At 33.2% G+C, this 391-nt stretch carries 1 pseudogene; it reads right to left on the minus strand.

Features of this window, described 5'->3' with window-relative positions:
* Window positions 1-205, minus strand: a pseudogene (locus tag CIL03_RS19515) (alanine--glyoxylate aminotransferase family protein); the annotation flags it as partial.
* Between the last annotated feature and the right edge of the window lie 186 nt (window positions 206-391).

Genomic DNA, 391 nt, shown 5'->3' on the forward strand with positions numbered 1-391 from the left:
CGAGACCAGCTGTCCCACTTCCAGTAATGATAGAGACATCTTGCTTTGTGCCAAAGACAAACTTTAATTTTGGTTTAATCTGTTTGAGTAATTCCTTTGCTTCCTGACCCCGATGACCGATCATAGGCTGACTCATTGCGAGCTGTACACTCGGCGGGATTGGACTTGGTCCAGGAATTCTAAGTAAATGCTGATCTGGTAACATAATCTTTCTCCTTTCGTACTTGAGGTAATCTAATGGTGCTTTTCCATGTATTAATAAATAATTGTAAGGATATCAGATATATTATAATTGTCAATTAACTTTATGGATATTTATTTCAAAAAATAGACAATAAATGATAATATAAATTTAATGTTCGGTTTTTGGATTAAAATATGTAATATATAA

The sequence above is a fragment of the Virgibacillus indicus genome (genome assembly GCF_002266285.1).
In the GTDB taxonomy this organism is placed as follows: domain Bacteria; phylum Bacillota; class Bacilli; order Bacillales; family Amphibacillaceae; genus Virgibacillus_K; species Virgibacillus_K indicus.